Genomic DNA, 18649 nt, shown 5'->3' with positions numbered 1-18649 from the left:
CAGTCGGGACATCATGAGTTCCCGTCCGGTGCCGCTCATTCCCCCCCGGCTCCGCGCGATTTTGGTGCGGGTCCCGTTTCTGGTGCCGATCGTCCGGTTCGTAAGGAAGAGTTCGTCGAAAGATAGCCATCTGCTGATCGCCCTGGCCGTCGTGAGCCTGCTCATCGGAGTGCTCGGCGTCCAGATCTCGACGCGTTGGTTCTCTCCTTCGCTGCTCATCCTGGTGACCCTCGTCGCCGGGCTCCAGCTCCGGTTCCGCAGCCTGGTGACCCTGCTGGTCGCCGTGGCCGCGTCGGTCACCTACCTGGGCATCACCTACGGCGCCCGCCAGGTCGGGCCCGGCTACCTGCTCACCATGGCTTTCACCGTCGTCCTGGCCGGGCTGATGTCGCGCACCCGCGGCACGCTCGGCGTGCAGGGCCTGCGCGGCGACGCGATGCTGCTGGAGCTGCGCGACCGGCTGAAGAGACAGAGCGAGCTGCCCTCCTTCCCAAAGGCGTGGGGCGGCAAGGTCGTGCTGAAACAGGCCGGCGGCTCGTCGTTCGGCGGCGACTTCGTGGTCTCCATGCGCGAGGGGACGCGGGTCGAGCTCGCGGTGGTCGACGTCTCGGGCAAGGGCGTCGACGCGGGGACGAGGGCCCTCCTCCTCTCCGGCACGTTCGGCGGCCTCCTCGGCTCGGTGAGCGACTTCCTCGGGGCGTGCAACGCCTACCTGCGCCGCCAGCGCGAGGGCGAGGGGTTCGTCACGGCCGTCCACCTGAGCCTCGACCTGGCCACCGGGGCCTACGAGATCACCTCGGCGGGCCACCCGCCGGTCGTGAAGTTCGACTCCGGCACCGGCACCTGGCGGGTCTCGGCGGCCAAGGGCGTCGTGCTCGGGGTGGTGCCCGACCTGGCCTGCGAGCCCGACCGGGGCACCCTGCGCAGGGGCGACGCGCTCATGCTCTACACCGACGGGCTGATCGAGCAGCCTGGGCGCGACATCGACGCCGGCCTCGACAAGCTCCTCGGCGAGGCCGAACGGCTGCTGCCCGGCGGGTTCTCCAAGAGCGCCCGCCAGCTCGTGAACGCCATGTCGTCGGGTCACAACGATGACTGCGCCCTCGTCCTGATCTGGAGACCGTGACGTTAGTCACTGGTCGTGACTGATGTGACTTGAGACCCTTTATCCGGTCACCGGCGGTACGGGGGTGTCGCCGGAGAGCGGCCCCATTCAGGGTCCCCGGGCCTTCTCAGGTTGGCGGCGCGGCTCACCTGCGGAGGCCCGGCCCTGTATCTCCAGCTCGGGGTTGTGAGCGATCTCTATAACCAGCCGGAGTCGCTCGCGATCCTGACCGCGTCGACCCGGTTCCTGGCCCCCGTCTTGCACATGATCCGCGACAGGTGGTTGCGGACCGTTCCCACCGACAGGTAGAGCTCGTCGGCGATCTCCTTCGACCGCGCCCCCTGCGCGGCGATGCGGAGCACGTCGAGCTCGCGCCGGGTCAGCGGGTTCTCCGCCGTCTGGAGCGCGGCCACGGCCAGGTCGGAGTCGACCGCCCGGCGCCCGGCCGCGATCAGCCGGATGCCCTCGGCCAGCTTCTCGGGCCCGGCGTCGGTGCCCATGAAGCCCAGCGCGTTGGCCGCGAACGCCCGCCGCACCTGCCCCGGGTTGGCCTGCGAGGAGAGGATCATCACCCGGCACCCGGGCACCTTCTCCAGGAGCCGGGTCGCGGCCGTCAGGCCGCCCATGGCGGGCAGGTCGATGTTGATGACGGCGGTGTCGGGCCGGTGCCGGAGCGCGGCCGGGATGGCGTCCTCCCCCGAGGCCACCCCCGCCACCACTTCGAGATCGCTCTCTCCGTTGAGGGAGGCGACCAGGCCGTGGCGGACGAAGGGAAGGTGCTCGGCCACCAATATCTTGATCATGAGGCCCCCATCTCATACCTCAGGGTGATCGGGCAGACGCACAGTGTCATCGAAGTCTCTACGTTCGGCAAACCCACCGCAAGTTGCCCAGGGGAAATACCCGCGAATGCGGACACGACGGGACTCCGGACGGGGTGGGCTACTCTCGATGCGAGACTGATTTTCCGCCTGCCGGGGGTATGCGCCGATGAGCTGGCAGTTCGTTGCCGGGTTCGTGATCCTGTTCGTCGGCCTGCTGGTGTCGATCGCGCTCCACGAGATCGGCCACCTCGTCCCGGCGAAGATCTTCGGCGTGCGGGTCACGCAGTACATGGTGGGATTCGGGTCCACCCTGTGGTCGCGCCGGCGCGGCGAGACCGAATACGGCGTCAAGTGGATCCCGATGGGCGGTTACATCCGCATGATCGGGATGCTGCCGCCGCGCCCGAGCGACGACCCCAACAAGCTGCGGTCGATCTCGACCGGCCCGTGGCAGGGCCTCATCGAGAACGCCCGCCAGGTCGCCGGTGAGGAGATCAAGCCCGGCGACGAGAGCCGGGTCTTCTACCGCAAGCCGTGGTGGCAGAAGGTCATCATCATGTCCGGCGGGCCGTTCATGAACTTCGTGCTGGCCTTCGTGCTGTTCGCGATCGTCATGATGGGCTTCGGCGTGACCGTGCTGAAGCCGACCGTCAACGACATCAGCAAGTGCGTGATCCCGGCCACCGAGGCCAACCGCGAGTGCAGGGCCACCGACCCCCAGACGCCCGCCCTCGCGGCCGGGCTGCAGAAGGGTGACACCTTCGTCTCCATCGACGGCAAGCCGGTGACCTCGTGGGAGTCGGCGACCGCGACGATCCGGGCCCACGGCGCGGGCCCGGTGCCCATCGTCATCGACCGGGCCGGCCAGCGGCAGACCCTCACCGTGAACCTGATCGCGACCGCGCGGCCCGACCTGGAGGACCCCAGCAAGGTCGTGCAGAACGTCGGGTTCCTCGGCGTCGAGCCGACCCAGGTGATCGAGCGGCAGGGCCCCGGCTACGTCGTCTCCGAGATGTGGGACATGACCACCCGGACCGCCGTGTCGATGGTCGACATCCCCTCCAAGATGGTCGGCGTCTGGCACGCCGCCTTCTCCGGTGAGGAGCGCGATCCCAACGGCCCGATCGGGATCGTCGGCGCGGGCCGCATCGGCGGGGAGATCGCCGCCTCGGCCGCGCCGCTCGAGAACAAGATCGTCATCTTCATCAACCTGCTGGCCGGGCTGAACCTGGCGATCGGCATCTTCAACCTGGTCCCGCTGCTGCCGCTCGACGGCGGCCACATCGCGGGCGGCCTGTGGGAGGGCCTCAAGCGCGGCTTCGCCCGTCTCACCCGGCGGCCCGCGCCCGGCTACGTCGACGTGGCCAAGGCGCTGCCGCTCACCTACGCGATGGCGGTCGTGCTGCTCTTCATGGGCGGCCTGCTGATCTTCGCCGACATCGTCAACCCCATCAGGCTGAGCGGCTAGCTACTCGCCGGTCGCGCCGTCGATCCGCTCGCGCAGCAGGTCGGCGTGGCCGTTGTGGCGCGCGTACTCCTCGATCATGTGGACGAGGATCCAGCGGTGCGACATGTGCTCGCCCGCCCGGTTGGGCCGCTTCATCAGAGCGTCGAGGTCGGTCTCCGCGCTGATCTTCCGGGCCAGCTCGATCTCGGCCTTCCAGGTGGCGAAGACCTCCTCGGCCGGGGCGGTGTCGAGGGCGTCGAAGTCGTCGTCGGGGGCGGCGTCGGTGAAGAAGATCGGCGGCAGGTCCTCGCCGTTCAGGCGGATGCGGAACCACGCCCGCTCGACGTCGGCCAGATGCCTGACCAGGCCGAGCAGCGAGAGCGACGAGGGCTCGACCGCGCGCAGCCTCAGCTGGTCGCCGGTGAGGCCCTCGCACTTCATCGCCAGGGTGTCGCGGTGGTAGTCGAGGAAGGAGGCCAGGGTCGCGCGCTCGTCGCCGGCGAGGGGCGGGTCGATTCTCATGGGGTTATGGTGCCAAACGCTAGACAGATACCCGACATCGCCGGGGAACAAGTCATTTATGACACTTGACGGGAAAGTCGCGATTGTCGCCGGAGCGAGCCGGGGCATCGGGGCGGTCACCGCGCGGGCCCTGGCCCGTGCCGGGGCCGCCGTCGTCCTGGCCGCCCGTGATTCCACCGCCATCGAGACCGTCGCGGCCGACATCCGCACCTTCGGCGGGCGGGCGCTGGCCGTGCCCACCGACGTGGGCGACTCCGACTCGGCCGAGCGGCTCGTCGCCCTGACCATGGAGAAGTTCGGGCGGCTGGACGCCGCGTTCAACAACGCCACCGACGGGCCGGTGCCCGCGCCGCTGGCCGAGATCGACCCGCTCGACTTCGACCTCGGCATCCGCACCAACGTCCGGGGCACCTTCCTCGGGATGAAGTTCCAGATCCCCGCCATGATGGCCTCGGGCGGCGGGTCGATCGTCAACATGGCCTCGGTGGCCGGGGTGCAGGGCACCGCCAACCTCGCGGGCTACGTCGCGGCCAAGGCCGGGATCATCGGGCTGACCAAGGTGGCCGCCCTCGACTACGCCGACCAGGGGATCAGGGCCAACGTGCTGGCCCCGGGGCCGATCCTGACCTACCACCTGGAGGCGGCGGGGGAGGACGTCCAGCGCAAGGCCGGGAACGCCACCCCGATGCGCCGGGTCGGGCTGCCCGAGGAGGTCGCGGCGACGGTCATCTGGCTGTTCTCCGACCAGTCGTCGTACATCACCGGGGTGACGCTGCCGGTCGACGGCGGGCTCGGGGCCGGGAACAAGCCGCCGCAGATGATGCGCATGACGGCGTCGTGACAGGGTCATGACCCGCTCATGAGCCGGCCAGGCGCTCGATGGCGGGCAGGGCCGCCGCCAGCGCCTCCCGCTCCTCCGGCGGCAGGGCCGAGATCCGGGCCACGAGGAAGGCGATGCTGTCGCCCCGCAGCCGGGTGAGCTCGGCCTCCCCGGTCGGGCTCAGGCTGATCAGGGAGGCCCGGCCGTCGGCAGGGTCGGGGGCGCGCACCAGCAGGCCCAAGCCCTCCAGGCCGCCCACCAGCCGGCTCAGCGTCGGGGCGCTGACGCCCTCGTGGGCGGCCAGGTCGCCGAGCCTGACCGGGCCGAGCTGGGAGACCGCCGCCAGCGTCGAGGTCTGACCGGCGGTCAGGTCGCCGCGCGTCTGGCGGCGGGCCCGCCGCCCGAGGCGGGCCAGGGCCGACTTGAGCCGTTCGGCCAGCAGATCCACATCGGTCATCATCGGCTCACCGTGGCCTCGGGGAGGATCAGCTCGTCGTGGACGTACCGGCCGCCTCTCAGGAGCGAGGCGACGGCGGCGATCAGCGACATCGCGATGGCCAGCGCGAACACCACCACCAGACCCTGGTGGAAGGGGCCGGAGATGAGGGTCGGGAAGTACTCCCGGCCGGTCAGGGCGGCGGCGTTCGCCGGGGTCACGTGGGCGAGCGCGCCGGTCGGGGCCAGCAGGTTCTCGATCGGGTTGTAGCCGAGGAAGGCCGCGAACAGGATGCCGACCGGCGGCAGCGCGGCGACCGCCGCGGCGACTCCGGCGGGGACGCCGTGCTGGGCGAGGCCGCCGGTCAGGGTCTGCGGCAGCGTGTTCGCCAGCCCGGCGATCATCAGCGAGAAGAAGACCCCGATCGACAGGACCATCCCGGCGTTGGTGAACGTGGCGCGCATGCCCGAGGCCACGCCGCGCTGCCCGGCCGGGACCGAGTTCATGATCGCGGTGGTGTTGGGCGCGGTGAACAGGCCCGACCCGACGCCGTTCAGGAAGATCAGCGCCGCGAACCCCCCGTAGGGGAAGTCGATCGGCACCACCAGCAGCCCGGCGAAGGCCAGCGCCGACAGCATCAGCCCTCCGGAGGCGAAGGCGCGGGCGCCGTACCGGTCGGACAGGTAGCCCGACACCGGGCCGGCCAGCAGGAAGCCCGCGGTCAGCGGCAGCAGGTAGATCCCGGCCCACAGCGGGGTGTCCTCGAAGCGGTAGCCGTGCAGGGGCAGCCAGATGCCCTGGAGCCAGATGATCAGCATGAACTGCAGGCCGCCCCGGGCGATCGAGGCCAGCAGCCCGGCCACGTTCCCGGCCGCGAAGGCCCTGATCCGGAACAGCGAGAGGTGGAACATCGGCTGCGCCACCTTGGTCTCGATCAGGCAGAAGACCGCCAGGATCAGCAGGCCCAGCACGACGCCGCCGACCACGAGCGGGTTGGTCCAGCCCATGGAGTGGCCGCCGTAGGGCTGGATGCCGTAGGTCACCGCCGCCAGCACCATCGTGAGACCGGCCGCGAAGGCCAGGTTCCCCCACCAGTCGATCTTCGCGCCCTCGACCTTGGTGACGGTCTCCCGCAGACTCCGGTACGCCCACACCGTCCCGATGATCCCGATGGGCGCCGAGGCGAAGAACACCAGCCGCCAGTCGACCTGCGACAGCAGCCCGCCCGCGACCAGCCCGAGGAAGGTCCCGGCGATCCCGGCGACCTGGTTGATGCCCATGGCCATGCCGCGCCGCCCGGCGGGGAAGGCGTCGGTGAGGATCGCCGCCGAGTTGGCCATCAGCAGCGCGCCGCCGACGCCCTGGAACACCCGCCAGCCGATGAGCCACAGGGCACCGGCCGACTCCTGGAAGGGGTCCAGGGCCAGCACGATCGTGCCGACGGTGAAGACGGCGAAGCCCGCGTTGTACATGCGGACCCGGCCGAACATGTCGCCGAGACGCCCGAGCGTGACCACCAGGACCGCCGAGACGAGCATGTAGCCCATCAGGACCCAGAGCAGGTAGGAGACGTTGCCGGGTTCGAGCGGGTTCAGGTGGATGCCGCGGAAGATCGACGGCAGCGAGATGATCACGATCGAGGCGTTGAGGGTGGCGAGCAGCATGCCCAGGGTGGTGTTGCTCAGCGCGATCCACGGATACCGGTTCGACATGAGGCCCCCGAAGTACTTGCTTGTCCTAACCAACAAGTCCCGGATTGCGAAAATGCCCCATACAAGACAAAAGGGACACGCGATGGCGTGTCCCCTGTCTTCAGGCGGATTTACGGCATGCCGAGCGCCCGGTACTCCCAGCCCTCGGCACGCCAGAACTCGGCGTCCAGGGCGTGGCGGCCGTCCACGATGCGGCGGTGCTTCACCACGGCGGCCAGGGCGGAGGGCTCGATCTCGCGGAACTCGGCCCACTCGGTCAGCAGCACCACGACGTCGGCGTCGGCCGCCACGTCCATGGCGCTGGTGCCGTAGCGCAGCTCGGGGTAGGCGCGGCGGGCGTTGTCGAGCGCGGCCGGGTCGTAGACGCGGACGTTGGCGCCCAGGCCGTGCATGGTGCGGGCCACGTCGAGCGCCGGGGCGTCGCGGATGTCGTCGCTGTTCGGCTTGAAGGCCGCGCCCAGGCAGGCCACCTTCTTGCCGTTGAGCTGGCCGCCGAGCATCTCGCGGACCAGGTCGATCGTGCGCGAGCGGCGGCGGCGGTTGATCGCGTCCACCTCGCGCAGGAACGACACGGCCTGGCCGACGCCGATCTCCTCGGCCCGGTGGGCGAAGGCGCGGATGTCCTTGGGCAGGCAGCCGCCGCCGAAGCCCAGACCCGGCTGGAGGAACCGGCCGCCGATGCGGTCGTCGTGGGCCAGCGCCTTGGCCAGGTGGCGGACGTCGGCCCCGGTGGCCTCGCAGATCTCCGCCATCGCGTTGATGTAGGAGATCTTCGTGGCCAGGAACGAGTTCGCCGCCACCTTCACCAGCTCCGAGGTGGCCAGGTCGGTCACCACGACCGGGGTGCCCAAATCGATGATCGGCCGGAACGACGCCTCCAGCTGCTCGCGCGCCCAGTCGGAGGCCACGCCGAACACGAGCCGGTCGGGGCGCAGGGTGTCGTCCACGGCGAAGCCCTCACGCAGGAACTCGGGGTTCCAGGCGAGCTCGATCTCGTCGCCGGCCGGGGCCAGCTCCTTGACCAGCGCGGTCAGTCGTGCGGCGGTACCGACGGGGACGGTCGACTTGCCGACGACCAGCACCTTGCGGTCCAGGAGAGGGGCGAGGGCGGCCACGGACGCGTCGACGTAGGTCAGGTCGGCGGCGTCCATGCCGGGCTTCTGCGGGGTGCCCACGCAGATGAAGTGGACGTCGCCGTGGGCGGCGGCCTCCTCCACCGAGGTGGTGAACCGGAGCCGGCCGGTCTCCATCGTCTTGGCGAGCAGTTCCGGCAGGCCCGGCTCGAAGAAGGGCACCTCGCCGGACTGCAGCCGCTCGATCTTGCGGGGGTCGGTGTCCAGGCCGACCACCTCGTAGCCGAGGGAGGCCATGCAGATCGCGTGAGTGGCTCCGAGATACCCGGTCCCGATGACGGTGAGCCGGGGGAGTGCGGTTTCAGTCATTGTCAGTTCTCTCGCAGAAACTCAGGAGCATTCGCTCTTTTTGGTGAGCGGGCCGCCGGTCACCTCGTTGTCGCAGGCGATGGTGTTGCCGCCTGCGGTGTCGTTGATGCCGTAGCCCCCTGAACCGCCCAGATCGATGACGTTGAGCCGGAAGGTGTTCCCGGTTCCCCAGCCATTGATGATCTTGTGGGTCTGGAAGCCGTCCGCGCTGGTCCCGCGGCCGGTGTTGCGTTCGATCAGGTAGCCGTTCCCCTTGACGTCCACCCAACTGTCGTTGTGTCCGTCGCCGGTGAGGGCCGAGCCGTCGAAGATGTTTCCGATGATCTTTCCGCCGGTGGTCCCCTCCTTGATGTCGATGGACTCGGCGGTGGCGCGGATGACGTTCCCGCGCGCGATGTTGCGGTCGCTCTTGTCCATCTGGCCGCCGGAGAAGGTGGCCCAGTTGCTCTCGGCGGTGCCGAAGTAGACCCCCTCGCCGTACTTGTCACGGCGCAGGCCGGTACCCCAGATGATGTTGTACTGGGCGATGTTGTCGGAGCTGAAGTTCCTGAAGTGGATGCCCTCGTCGCCGATGTGGTTCACGTCGAGGTCCTGGACGACGTTGAAGTTGCTCTTGTCGGCCATCACGCCCTTCTGGGCGTGCCGGACGGTGAAGCCGATCAGCCGCCAGTAGTCGGCCTCGTTCAGGTGGAAGGCGTAGCCCTCCTTGACGCCGCCGCCGTCGATGATCGCGTCCCGCGAGCCGCAGACGAAGATGGGCTGGTCCTTGGTGCCCTTCGCGGCGGCCACGAAATGGCCCTGGTACTCGCCCGGCTCCATGAAGATCACGTCGCCCGGCTGGGCCTGCGCGAGCGCGCCGGTGAGCTCCTCGGCGGTGGTGACGGTCACGGTCGCCTCGGGACAGGCGATCTTGCCCTCGCCGTCGGGGATCGCGATGTCCGGAGGCTGCTGGCTGGCCACGAACGGCTCGAAGTCCTTGTTCTCCTCCTCGTTCCGCACCGGCTCCTCCTCTTCCGGGAAGTCCTCCTCGACCGCGCCGTCGTCGGTGCCCAGCGTCGGGAGAGAACGGGCGCCGTTGTCGGGCTGGATGTTCTCGACCTTCATCCCGGGCTGTTGCTCCTGACCGCCGTCGCCGCCGAAGATCCCGTACATGATGACCACGATCAGGATCGTGAAGGCCGCACCGGCCGCCGCCCCGATCAGGGTCTTCTTGTCGATGTCGATCTCGATGCGCATGGTCAGGTCCTCTCGGCGGACGTCCCGGTGAGCGACCAGACCGGGCGCTCCTCCATGACGGCCTGCCTCTCGTACGGGTTGACGATGCGACGGCCGACGCGGGGCCCGTTGCTGCCCAGGGCCCGGATCGCGGAGATCACGATGACCAGGATGACGCCGAACCAGATCAGGTTCATCGGCTTGGCGATGCGCTTGACCGTGGTCCAGAAGTCCGCCGTGTCCTGCCAGCCGTCGACGTTGTTGGTGGTCACCGCGGCGATCCCGGTCGCGCGGTCGGTGTCCAGCGCGCTGCGGCCGGCGCCGCCCAGCGTGTTGCCGGTGATCGTGCTGCCGGTCGCCACGCCCAGCACCGAGACGCCGTGCAGGGTCGCCTGGTTGACCGTGTTGCCGGTCACCTCGGCCTCGGCGTTGCGCAGGTAGATGGCGGTGGGGGTGTTGCCGACGATGTTCCCGACGATCTTGGCGCCGGTGACGCCGTCGCGGACCGCGATGCCCTGGCTCCACTGGCCGCTGATCCGGTTGCCGGAGACCCGGACCCCGGTCGCGTCCTTGTTCACCACGATGCCCGTCTGCCCGCCGGTGACCTCGGTAGTCTGCACCGACAGGTCCACGCCGCCCTGGATCTCCACGCCGTAGCGCTTGTTCTCCCTGGCCCACGAGCTGGTCACCGAGCTGCCGCCGAAGCTGGTCAGCGACTCGCCCGAGGCCGACGGGCCGCGCGCCAGCGGCAGGCCGCTGATGGTGAAGCCGTTGCCGCCGTTGGAGACCGCGCCCGAGCCGGTGATCGTCACGTTCTGGGTGCCGCGCGAGAGTACGAACCCGTCGCCGCGCGACCCGGTCACGGTGGTGTTCTCGATCGTGGCGTTGCGGGCGAACCGGTGCAGCAGCACCCCGTCGACCAGGCTCCCGCTCACCTGCACGTTGGCCATGCGGGTCTGGTTGGACGCGGTGATGAAGATCCCGTAAGCGTTGCCGGTGATCGCGGTGTCGGTGATCTCACCGGTGACCAGGTTGGCCTCCGGCAGCTTGTAGGCGACCTTGTTCTTGCCCTTGCCGTCGGTGATCTCCACCTGGTCGTCGTCGCCCATGCGGGGCAGCAGCGCGCCGCCCGGGAGCAGCACCTTCTCGGTGGTGGGCGGGGTCGCGGTGGTGACCTTGGCGTCCAGGGTGGTGCGGTCGCTGCCGGTCAGCGCGAGGCCGCCGGTCGAGCCGCTCCAGAACCCGAGGTACTCGACCTGGGTGTGGCTCATCCGCAGCTCGCCGCCGATGACCCGGACGTAGGCTCGGCCGTCGTTGACGCGCGCGTCGGCCGTGTTGATGTTCGGGTCCCAGCTCGTGAGGCGCACCGGGTTCTGCGGCGAGCCGTTGATGCGGATGCTGGCGCCGAAGCCGACGATCGTGGTGAACGACCCCGGTTCGCTGCGCATCCGGATCACCAGGGGGCCGGTCGCGTTCTGCAGCACCAGCTTGGCGTTCGGGCCGACGAACAGGTTGATGCCCAGGACGTACGACCCGTCGGTCTGCTTCTGGAAGTACTCCCCGCCCAGCTTCTCCAGGTCGGCGACCCGGTAGGGCTCGCGCCGCGACGGCAGCACCAGCGTCTGGCCGTTGGCCGAGCTGGAGATGTGCGGCTGCCGGGCCCGCTGCGCGTTGGGGCCGCCGCGGGCGATCGCCGACATCAGCGTCGCCCGGGTCTGCATGATGCGCAGGTCCTCCTGGTCGACCAGGTTCGACTGCTGCTTGGCGTCGGCGGCGCTGACGTCGTCGACCGCCGGGATCGGCTCGGGCTGGTCGGCGTAGGACAGGTACCCCCACACACCCGCCCCGAGCAGGAGCAGCACGAAGAACGTGATCCAGGCCTTCTTCATCGCCCGCCTCCCACGGTCACCGTCGGGACCGCCGGCTGCGTCGGCCTGTGGCGTCCGTTGAACCCGCTGCTCGGCTCGGAGGTGGCCGCGTTGCCCAGGGTCCAGGCCGGACGGTCCTCCATCGCCTTCTGCAGCTCGTACGGGTCGACGATGCCGTTGCGGCGGCGCTCCATGACGCCGCGCGACCGGATCGCCGAGACGAGGATGAGCAGGATCACGCCGGCCCAGATGACGTTCATGGGCTTGACGTATCTCTTGGCCTTGCTCCAGAAGGTCGACGTGTCGACCCACTTCTCCTCGTCGTTGTTGTGGTCGCTCACGTCGCCGCTGGACCTGGCGGTGCTGACCGCGCTGGTGCCCGCGCCGACGATCGTGTTGCGGGCGACCTCGGAGCCGTCGGCCGCGCCGACGATGGTGACGCCGTGGGCGTTCGGGTTCTTCACGGTGGTGATCTTGTTGCCGATCACCTGGCCGTTGGAGTCGCGCATGTACACGCCGGTCGGGCCGCCGGTGATGGTGTTGCCGGAGACGTGGGCGTTGCTCACGCCGTCGCGCAGCGCGATGCCCTGGCGCGTCTGGCCGCTGAGCTTGTTGCCCGACAGCTGCACGGCCTCGGCGCCGGCCCGGACCACGATGCCCATGTCGCCGCCGATGACCTCGCTGGTCTGCACGGCCTGCCGGATGCCGCCCATCACCTCGATGCCGTAGCGGCCGTTGCCCTTGGCCACGCTGTTGTTGACCGAGCTGTCGCCGTAGACGGCCAGTGACTCACCCGAGGCCGACGGGCCGTGGGCCAGCGCCCGGCCGTCGAGGGTGAAGCCGTTGCGCCCGTTGTTCTCGGCCAGGCAGTTGTTGACCTGGACCTTCTCGGTGGCCCTGGAGAGCACGAAGCCGTCGCCCCCGCTGCCGGTCACCTCGGTGTCGGAGATCGTCGCGTTCTTGGCGAACCGGTGCATGAACACGCCGTGGACGATGCTGTCCCGGATCTTGTTGTTCACGATCTGCGTCTGGTTCGAGCCGGAGACGAACAGCCCGTAGGCGTCCCGCGTGATGACGCTGTTGGCGATCTTGCCGGTGACCAGTTCGTCGGCCGGCACGTGGGAAGCGGTGCCGGGCCCGATCGGGTAGGTCTCGACGTCGCCGTAGTTGCCGCCGCCCTCGTCCTTGGTGTTCCTGGCCAGCCGCTCGGCCTTGTCCTGGTGGCGCTGCGTCTTGGTGCGGTGCCGGTAGGCGGAGGAGGGGCGTTCGGTGCCGGTCAGCGCGATGCCGCCGGTACGTCCGCTCCAGAAGCCGAGGTCGGACACCTGGCCGTACACCATGTCGAACTGGCCGCCCACCGCGCGGATGTAGGCCCGCCCGTCGGAGGTGTCGAGGTCGGGTTTGCTGGCCTTGACGTCCCAGCTGGTGATCCGGACCGGCTTGGTCGCGGTGCCCTTGATGTCGATGTTGCCGCCGAAGGTGATGATCGAGCTGAAGGACCCCGGGATGCTGCCCATCCGCAGCGTCACCGGACCCCGGAGCTGGAGCGTCGCCCCGTCGGCCACGAAGACGTGGATGCCCAGCAGGTAGGAGCCGTCGGTCATCAGCCGGACGTACTTGCCGTTGTCGACCGACTGGAGGTCCCGCAGGGTGTACGGCCTCTCGTCGTTGCGGGCCGGCAGCACCATCGTCTTGCCGAACGAGGAGGAGAAGATCTGCGGGGCCTTGCGCTGCGCCGCGAAGAACCCGCCCTGCTGCAGGAGCGCGGTGAGGGCCGCACGGGTCTGCAGGATGCGCTGGTCCTCCATGTCGACCAGCGCCGCCTGGGACTCTGCGTCCTCGGCGGAGATCTTGATGAGCGGCTCGGGCTCCGAGCTCGGGATGCTGGGCGCGGCGCTCGGCACCGCGCTCGGCACGGCCTCGGAGCTCGGCACCGCGCTGGGCGCGGCCTCCGGGGTGGTCTCCGGGGTGGACCGGGGGATGGTCTCCGCTATGCCGGTGTCCTTCTTGGGCTTCCCGTTCGCCGAGGGAGAGGCGGACGGGTCGGCCGAGGGGGACGGCGCGGCGACGGCGGGCGAGACGCCGATCGTGAGGCAGCAGAGCAGCACGGCCCCGGCCGCCGCGACGGATCTGTTCACCGCCATCAGGCCAGTCCCTGCAGCGTGGCGGCCGTCTGGCCCTCCGAGCCGGCCTGGTCGGACTTGCGGGTCAGCCAGCCCTGCTTGTTCATGGTGATGAACGCGTAGAGCTTGATCGGCAGCGCGATCCCGATGATGACCAGGGTCGTCAGGGGCAGCAGCAGGATCTCCTGCGGGTGGCGCTTGAGGTGCGACCAGCCCCGGATGCCGCGGCCGATGAGCAGCCAGCCGACGCAGGTGCCGATGCCCCAGGGGGTCAGCTCCAGGCGGCTGAAGAACAGGTAGCCCAGGGTGACGCCCATGGTGACCGGCGTGAGCAGGATCTGCAGCACGGTCACCTTGGTGACCAGCGGCGTCTTCCACAGCCAGCCCTTCCACAGGGCGGTCAGGTAGCAGCGGTAGGAGTTGCGGCTCCAGCGGATGCGCTGCTTGAAGAAGGCCCGGAAGGAGCTCGGGAACATCGAGATCGCCCGCGCCGACGACTGGTGGACCGTCTTGTAACCGGAGGCCAGCACCAGCCAGGTGAGCCGGCCGTCGTCACCGGCGATGCACCGGCGGCCGAGGAAGAACTCGTTCTCCAGGTGGTGGACGACCGGGAGGATCGCCGACCGGCGGTAGGCGGCGGTGCGGCCGGACAGGCAGGCCACGCCACCCCGGCTGCCCATGGCCGGCACGTAGTCGTAGTAGCGCAGGTTGACCAGCCAGTCGGCGATGCGCCGCCAGACGCTGGTGGTGCGCTGGAACACGTTCTGCTGGGTGCCGACGCCACCGACCTGCGGGTCCTCGAAGGGCATCTGGACCGCGTCGAGCAGGCCGGGCTCCCACCAGGTGTCGGAGTCGGCGAACACCACGATGTCGCCGCGGGCGGCGCGGATGCCGACGCCCAGCGCCGAGCGCTTGCCCGAGTGCTCGTAGATGAGCACGCGCAGCCGGGGGTCGTTGACCTCGCGGAGCTTCGCGTGACATTCGGTGTCCGCGATGTCGACGACGATGATCACTTCGCCCGGGTTCTGGGAGAGCCAGCTCTCCAGGCACCGGACCAGGATCTCCGCGTCCTCGCGGAAGGACGGCACCACGACCGAGACGGAGGCGCGGTAACCGTTGACGACGGGCTTGGCCAGCCGGGACAGCACGACCCGGTAGATCCACAGCCCCCAGACGAGCAGACCCGCCAGCCCGAGCGGGATGATGTCCCGCCAGCTTCCGTTGGCGCTCGACCTCACCAGCCATTCATAGGCGGAATCGAGCCAATTCGATGAATCTGACCCCACGACCTTGTTCTCCTGAGCTTTTTCGCACGCGAAAGAACGCCCCGAGTCGTTCCGGTGTATCTCAGTGAATGAGACGACCGGCGGGGCTCACTTTTTGTTCGGCTTAACGTCAACTTCGGACATCGAAGTCAATTGAGAGGTCGGGCCCCTAGGAAGGGGTGAACCCGATGGCCGAGCCGGTACGGCGGGCCCGGTGACCGCGGGCCTGGGAAAAATCAGCGGATCTCACGCTGGTCCTCTCGCGTGGCATGGGAGGGAGGCAGTCGGGATCCGCGCCCGCCCGGCTGCGAAGAGTCACAGCTGGAACAGGTGCCACAGCGGTCCCGAGGTGTACCGTTCCATAAGCTAATTTCGGGATAAGTCGGGTGTCAACGGGGCTGTCGTTGAAACTTTTATCTGTAAGGCCCGAGGGGCTGAAGGTAAACACGGTGCGAAGGGGAACTTTCCTGGTGGAGGGCGGTAGGGGCTCCAGGTTGGCGGGTCCAGCGGCGGTCCGGACGGCGGTCATTTGCAGCAGAATTCACATGCGCGTAACCAGGCCTCGGAAAAGCGCTGAAACATGATCGTTATGAAACTCGGTAAACCTTCGGGCGCTTCTGCAAATGATCACTTACTTCGGGTTCCGAAGGATGATCACGCGGGTGTGCGAGCCGCGGGGGCTGGGCGCGCACACCCGCGTGATCGATGGGTGGGGCAGTTGGTCAATGGGAGCTTACGGGGGGTTCGATGGTCTTTGTGGGGGTTTTGGGTCTAGTGGTCTTCGCAGGGTAGTCGGGCTACCTGAGAACTTGCTGGGCGGGCCGCCGGTCCCGCGGGGGTCGGACGCGGGGGCCGGCCGGGTCCCGGGGCTCAGAACATCGAGATGTGCACGTGGTCGTAATGGTTGGCGGTGTTGCCGCCGCGGTTGCTCATGAAGCGCCAGCCGGTGCCGCTGTTGATCCGCTGCCGCCAGATGACGTACTTCACGCCGAGCTTGGTGCGGTTCTTCAGGGCCCAAGCGGCCAGCTGGTCGCCCAGGACCTTGGCCGAGCCGGTGGCCGCCGCGCCGCCGGTCGTCATCATGAAGTCGCAGGCGCGGCCGAGCGGGTGCTCGCCCATCGTGTCGACGCGGAAGCAGCCGATGGAGTTGCTCAGCTTGAAGGCGCTCTTGGCCTCCTCGCGCATCAGGCGGGTGCGGGCCGTGATGTTGTCGGCCCCGGTCGGCAGCTGCGGGGCCCAGCCGCCGTTGGCGAGCTTGCCCGGCCCGATCGGGATCAGCTCGTCGAGCCGGTCCTTGATGTCGTCGATCAGGCCCTCGGCCTCGACGCGGCGCTTCTCGATGTCCTTGGACTTCTCGTCGATCTCGGTGATCAGCGCCTTGGCCTCGGCCGCCGCCTTCGCTCGCGCCTCTTCCTTCTGCTTGTAGTTGCGCACGATCGCGGCCTGCTCGTTGCCGAGCTGCATCGCGAGCGGCGACATGCCCATGCCGGGCGGCAGGATGATCCCGCCGTTGCCGGGGATCGACTGGTAGCTGAGGCCGGCCAGCCGGGCCATCTCCCGCTGGGCGGCGGCGAAGTCGGTGTGCGCCTTCTCCAGCTTCGCCTGCGCCGTCTTCGACGCGGTCTTGGCCTTGGCGAGGTCCTCGCGCGCCGCGTGGTACTGGGCGATCAGCGAGTTGACCTTCTTCTCCTGGCTGGCGAGCTGCTTGCGCAGCTTGTCCGCATCGGGCTTGGGAGCTGCGGTCGCCGGGCCGGACACCAGCGCGGCGCAGAACGCGGCCAGCAGGACCGCCACCGGCAGCAGGGTCAGCCGGCGGTTGCGACGATGCGACGTGGCGGGCAGCGCCCACTCCTCTCCTAGCGCCGGCCGGGTTAGCTGACGGATGCGGGCGGAGAAGCCCGGACGCTCGGCGGCGTCTTTACCCCAGGTTCAGGTGGGTCCCCGGCTCCTGGGCGACACGCCCAGGATTAGGCAGATCCGCCGAGATCTCGGCGGGTTGGTGTGGATAGTAGTGGCAAAGATGAGGCAACTGCTACTTGAAGTTGCGGCCGATTGGATATCAGTCTGTTATGTGGCGTTCCATCTTTCCCGATGCCGCTCTGAGCATGGCGGCGGCCTCCTCGGGACGGACGTCGTTGACGAACGCGCCCATGGCGGACTCCGATCCCGCCAGGTACTTGAGCTTCGCCTCGGCCCTGCGGATGCTGAACAGCTCCATGTGCACATACGCCACCTCCCTTCCCCATCGGACCGGCGCCTGGTGCCAGGCGGCGACATAGGGCATGCGCACCCCGAACAGCCCGTCGAGGGCCCGCAGCACCCCGGTGTAGAGCGGCCCGAACGCCGCCCGCTCCTCGGTGGTGAGCGAGGGCAGGTCGGGCGCCTGCCGGTGGGGATAGAGGTGCACCTCGAACGGATACCGGGCGGCCCTCGGAACGAAGGCCGTCCAGTGGTCGTTCGTGGCGACCACCCGCTCCCCGGCACGCTCGTCCGCCAGCACGGCCGCGAGGGAACCGGGCCGGGCGACGGTGAGCATCCGCTGGGTGCGGGGTGTCACATAGGGATACGCATAGATCTGCCCGTGCGGATGGGGCAAAGTGATACCGATTTCCTCGCCCCGGTTCTCGAAGCAGAAGACCTGCTCCACGCCGTCGAGAGCCGACAGCTCCAGAGTGCGGTCGACCCAGGCGTCCATCACCAGCCCGGCCCGCTCGTCGCTCAGGCCGGCGAACGACGCGTCGTGGTCGTCGGTGAAGCAGACCACCTCGCAGCGTCCGATGGGCCCGCTGAACGAGGGGAACCGGTTCTCGAACACGGCCACGTCGTAGGCCGAGGGGATCTCCGACCACGGACGCCCCGGGCAGAGCGGGCACTCCTCGGGCGGGGGGAGATGGGTGCGGGTCTGCCGGTGGCCGGCGATGGCGACCCACTCGTCGAGCAGCGGGTCGTGCCGGAGCTCCGAGGGTTCGGGGCGGGGCGGCAGGTCGCGGGGGTCGGCGGCGGAGTGGTCACGCTCGGCCAGGTCGAAATAGATGAGCTCCCGGCCGTCGGCCAGGTGGGTGGGATGGCGCTTCATTTAGGGTTCCGCGACGATCAGCTCGCCGACGTGCTCGGCGAGCTCCTCGCGGGCCTCCTTGTCCAGGCCGGAATCGGTGACGAGCACGTTGGCCCGGTCGAGCCGGGCGATGGTGGAGATGCCGACAGTGCCCCACTTGGTGTGGTCGGCCAGCACGACGAGCTGCTGCGCGGCGGCCACCAGCTCGCGGTCGGTCTCGGCCTCCAGCAGGTTGGGCGTGGTGAACCCGGCCCGCGCGTTCATGCCGTGGACCCCCAGGACGAGGGTGTCGACGTTGAGCGACCGGATCGCCTGCACCGCGATCGGGCCGACGAGGGCGTCGGACGGGGTCCGCACACCTCCCACCAGGACCACCGTCTGGTCGGGCCGCCCGGCCCGGTGGAACACCTCGGCCACCGGCACCGAGTTGGTGATGAGGGTCAGGCCGGGGACGTCGACCAGGTGGTGGGCGAAGGTCCAGGTCGTGGTGCCGGCCGACAGGGCGACGGCGGTGCCCGGCCGGACCAGCGCGGCGGCGGCGCGGGCGATGGCCTCCTTCTCGGGCTGCTGCCTGACCGACTTGGCCGCGAAACCGGGCTCCTCGGTCGACCCCGGCCCGGCGACGGTGGCCCCGCCGTGCACCTTCTCTATGAGGCCCCGGTCGGCGAGCGCCTCCAGGTCGCGGCGGATCGTCATGTCGGAGACGCCGAGGTCGCGGACGAGGTCGGCGACCCGCACCCCGCCCATGCGCCTGACCCGTTCGAGGATCGCCTGCTGCCGCTGCTGAGCCAGCATCGCCTCTCCTCTCCACACAC

At 69.4% G+C, this 18649-nt stretch carries 15 protein-coding genes and 1 riboswitch; of the genes, 3 read left to right on the top strand and 12 right to left on the bottom strand.

Going from position 1 to position 18649, the window contains the following annotated elements; translation table 11 throughout:
* Positions 1-13: 13 nt before the first annotated feature.
* Entirely contained in the window at positions 14-1126 is a 1113-nt protein-coding gene (locus tag AW270_RS33415) for a PP2C family protein-serine/threonine phosphatase (protein WP_061300202.1), read from the top strand.
* Positions 1127-1302: 176 nt separating this feature from the next.
* Here AW270_RS33415 and AW270_RS33410 read toward each other — a convergent pair whose 3' ends face one another.
* On the bottom strand, positions 1303-1908 hold the full coding sequence (locus AW270_RS33410) for a response regulator transcription factor (RefSeq protein WP_061300128.1): 606 nt from the start codon (positions 1906-1908) through the stop codon (positions 1303-1305).
* 187 nt (positions 1909-2095) lie between these two features.
* Here AW270_RS33410 and AW270_RS33405 point away from each other — a divergent pair, with 187 nt between their 5' ends.
* Positions 2096-3397, top strand: a complete 1302-nt coding sequence (locus AW270_RS33405) for a M50 family metallopeptidase (RefSeq protein ID WP_061300127.1) — start codon at positions 2096-2098, stop codon at positions 3395-3397.
* Here AW270_RS33405 and AW270_RS33400 read toward each other — a convergent pair whose 3' ends face one another.
* Positions 3398-3898 carry a DinB family protein gene (locus AW270_RS33400; protein WP_061300126.1) on the bottom strand — a complete coding sequence of 167 codons (501 nt, stop codon included), beginning with the start codon at positions 3896-3898 and terminating at the stop codon, positions 3398-3400.
* Between the two features lie 58 nt (positions 3899-3956).
* On the opposite strand from AW270_RS33400, the gene AW270_RS33395 reads away from it, so the two are divergent.
* Complete coding sequence (locus AW270_RS33395; RefSeq protein WP_061300125.1) at positions 3957-4739, top strand: SDR family NAD(P)-dependent oxidoreductase; 783 nt, start codon at positions 3957-3959, stop codon at positions 4737-4739.
* A 16-nt stretch (positions 4740-4755) separates the two neighbouring features.
* Here the strand turns inward: AW270_RS33395 and AW270_RS33390 are convergent, their stop codons facing one another.
* From AW270_RS33390 to AW270_RS33345, 10 genes are all read right to left on the bottom strand, one after another.
* Positions 4756-5178, bottom strand: coding sequence for a MarR family winged helix-turn-helix transcriptional regulator (locus AW270_RS33390; protein ID WP_063819431.1), 423 nt, complete (start codon positions 5176-5178; stop codon positions 4756-4758).
* Complete coding sequence (locus AW270_RS33385; protein ID WP_245674989.1) at positions 5175-6902, bottom strand: MFS transporter; 1728 nt, start codon at positions 6900-6902, stop codon at positions 5175-5177. The genes AW270_RS33390 and AW270_RS33385 overlap by 4 nt, the downstream gene beginning before the upstream one ends.
* 74 nt (positions 6903-6976) lie before the next feature.
* Positions 6977-8308, bottom strand: a complete 1332-nt coding sequence (locus AW270_RS33380) for a UDP-glucose dehydrogenase family protein (RefSeq protein WP_061300122.1) — start codon at positions 8306-8308, stop codon at positions 6977-6979.
* A 21-nt stretch (positions 8309-8329) separates the two neighbouring features.
* Positions 8330-9544: a right-handed parallel beta-helix repeat-containing protein gene (locus AW270_RS33375; protein WP_061300121.1), complete on the bottom strand. Its 1215-nt coding sequence runs from the start codon at positions 9542-9544 to the stop codon at positions 8330-8332.
* Between the two features lie 2 nt (positions 9545-9546).
* Positions 9547-11412: a right-handed parallel beta-helix repeat-containing protein gene (locus AW270_RS33370; protein WP_061300120.1), complete on the bottom strand. Its 1866-nt coding sequence runs from the start codon at positions 11410-11412 to the stop codon at positions 9547-9549.
* Positions 11409-13529: a right-handed parallel beta-helix repeat-containing protein gene (locus AW270_RS33365; RefSeq protein ID WP_157523008.1), complete on the bottom strand. Its 2121-nt coding sequence runs from the start codon at positions 13527-13529 to the stop codon at positions 11409-11411. The genes AW270_RS33370 and AW270_RS33365 overlap by 4 nt, the downstream gene beginning before the upstream one ends.
* A gap of 5 nt (positions 13530-13534) precedes the next feature.
* A complete protein-coding gene (locus tag AW270_RS33360) occupies positions 13535-14752 on the bottom strand; it encodes a glycosyltransferase family 2 protein (RefSeq protein WP_218009406.1) in 1218 nt (405 codons plus the stop codon).
* A gap of 897 nt (positions 14753-15649) precedes the next feature.
* Positions 15650-16573 carry a coiled-coil domain-containing protein gene (locus AW270_RS33355; protein ID WP_245674988.1) on the bottom strand — a complete coding sequence of 308 codons (924 nt, stop codon included), beginning with the start codon at positions 16571-16573 and terminating at the stop codon, positions 15650-15652.
* Between the two features lie 52 nt (positions 16574-16625).
* A riboswitch (cyclic di-AMP (ydaO/yuaA leader) is annotated at positions 16626-16763 on the bottom strand.
* 75 nt (positions 16764-16838) lie between these two features.
* Positions 16839-17855 carry a galactose-1-phosphate uridylyltransferase gene (locus tag AW270_RS33350; RefSeq protein WP_061300117.1) on the bottom strand — a complete coding sequence of 339 codons (1017 nt, stop codon included), beginning with the start codon at positions 17853-17855 and terminating at the stop codon, positions 16839-16841.
* Entirely contained in the window at positions 17856-18629 is a 774-nt protein-coding gene (locus AW270_RS33345; protein ID WP_061300116.1) for a DeoR/GlpR family DNA-binding transcription regulator, read from the bottom strand.
* Positions 18630-18649 lie beyond the last annotated feature (20 nt).

This window comes from Herbidospora cretacea (genome assembly GCF_001570605.1).
GTDB lineage: Bacteria > Actinomycetota > Actinomycetes > Streptosporangiales > Streptosporangiaceae > Herbidospora > Herbidospora cretacea.
Note: the sequence above shows the minus strand (reverse complement) of the source record. Positions and strands in the feature narration are given on the sequence as shown.

Coding starts and splice junctions, on each gene's coding strand:
- AW270_RS33370 (WP_061300120.1), bottom strand. CDS start 11,412: ATGAAGAAGGCCTGGATCACGTTCTTCGTGCTGCTCCTGCTCGGGGCG.
- AW270_RS33345 (WP_061300116.1), bottom strand. CDS start 18,629: ATGCTGGCTCAGCAGCGGCAGCAGGCGATCCTCGAACGGGTCAGGCGC.
- AW270_RS33400 (WP_061300126.1), bottom strand. CDS start 3,898: ATGAGAATCGACCCGCCCCTCGCCGGCGACGAGCGCGCGACCCTGGCC.
- AW270_RS33380 (WP_061300122.1), bottom strand. CDS start 8,308: ATGACTGAAACCGCACTCCCCCGGCTCACCGTCATCGGGACCGGGTAT.
- AW270_RS33390 (WP_063819431.1), bottom strand. CDS start 5,178: ATGATGACCGATGTGGATCTGCTGGCCGAACGGCTCAAGTCGGCCCTG.
- AW270_RS33375 (WP_061300121.1), bottom strand. CDS start 9,544: ATGCGCATCGAGATCGACATCGACAAGAAGACCCTGATCGGGGCGGCG.
- AW270_RS33415 (WP_061300202.1), top strand. CDS start 14: ATGAGTTCCCGTCCGGTGCCGCTCATTCCCCCCCGGCTCCGCGCGATT.
- AW270_RS33405 (WP_061300127.1), top strand. CDS start 2,096: ATGAGCTGGCAGTTCGTTGCCGGGTTCGTGATCCTGTTCGTCGGCCTG.
- AW270_RS33410 (WP_061300128.1), bottom strand. CDS start 1,908: ATGATCAAGATATTGGTGGCCGAGCACCTTCCCTTCGTCCGCCACGGC.
- AW270_RS33350 (WP_061300117.1), bottom strand. CDS start 17,855: ATGAAGCGCCATCCCACCCACCTGGCCGACGGCCGGGAGCTCATCTAT.
- AW270_RS33395 (WP_061300125.1), top strand. CDS start 3,957: ATGACACTTGACGGGAAAGTCGCGATTGTCGCCGGAGCGAGCCGGGGC.